1 protein-coding gene and 1 tRNA gene are annotated in these 673 nt (G+C 40.7%); both read left to right on the forward strand.

Annotated features, from left to right (window positions below; translation table 11 throughout):
- Positions 1–333: sigma-70 family RNA polymerase sigma factor (locus AC3E7H_RS09920; protein WP_490676506.1), on the forward strand; the 333-nt coding region annotated here is incomplete at its 5' end.
- Positions 334–407: 74 nt separating this feature from the next.
- Positions 408–479: transfer RNA gene (locus AC3E7H_RS09925), tRNA-Glu, on the forward strand.
- The last annotated feature ends 194 nt before the right edge of the window (positions 480–673 follow it).

The raw sequence follows: 673 nt of genomic DNA on the forward strand, positions 1-673 counted from the left end.
CATCCAGAACTAGTGGAAGAAGAAAAGAAACTCTACGTCTACTTCAAAACAAAATTTCGCAATCGAATCCTTGATAGCGTCAGAAAACAAGAGAGTCAAAAACGTCGCCTAGACCGGATGGCCTACGAAGAAGTAGGGGAGATTAGCCATCGCCTACCAGAAGGAGGATTGTGGTTGGATGATTACTACGCCCTTCATGAATTGTTGGATACTTATAGAAGAAAATTACCAGAAGATAAGCAAGAAGCCTATGAACGCCTCTGGGCAGACGAACGATTTAAAGGCCGCAAAGCCCTTCTCAGAGAGCTGAAGGCAACATTACAAGACTTCTAAAAAAAAAATTAAAAAAAGGTGTTGACAAAGCAAAAAAAGTCGGTATAATAGTAAGAGTTGAAAATAACAACTCCGGTCCGTTGGTCAAGGGGTTAAGACACCGCCTTTTCACGGCGGTAACACGGGTTCGAATCCCGTACGGACTATAGTATAAAGCAGTTGAAACACTAAATGAAAAAAATTTAAAAAAAGTTTCAAAAAAGTGTTGACAAGCGAAAGCGGCTGTGATATACTAATACAGTTGTCACTTGAGAGAAGCGAGTGACAAAGACCTTTGAAAACTGAACAAGACGAACCAATGTGCAGGGCACTACAACTAAGGTTGTAGTACTGAACAATG

It is taken from the genome of Streptococcus sp. SCPM-O-B-15304 (M98) (genome assembly GCF_058200215.1).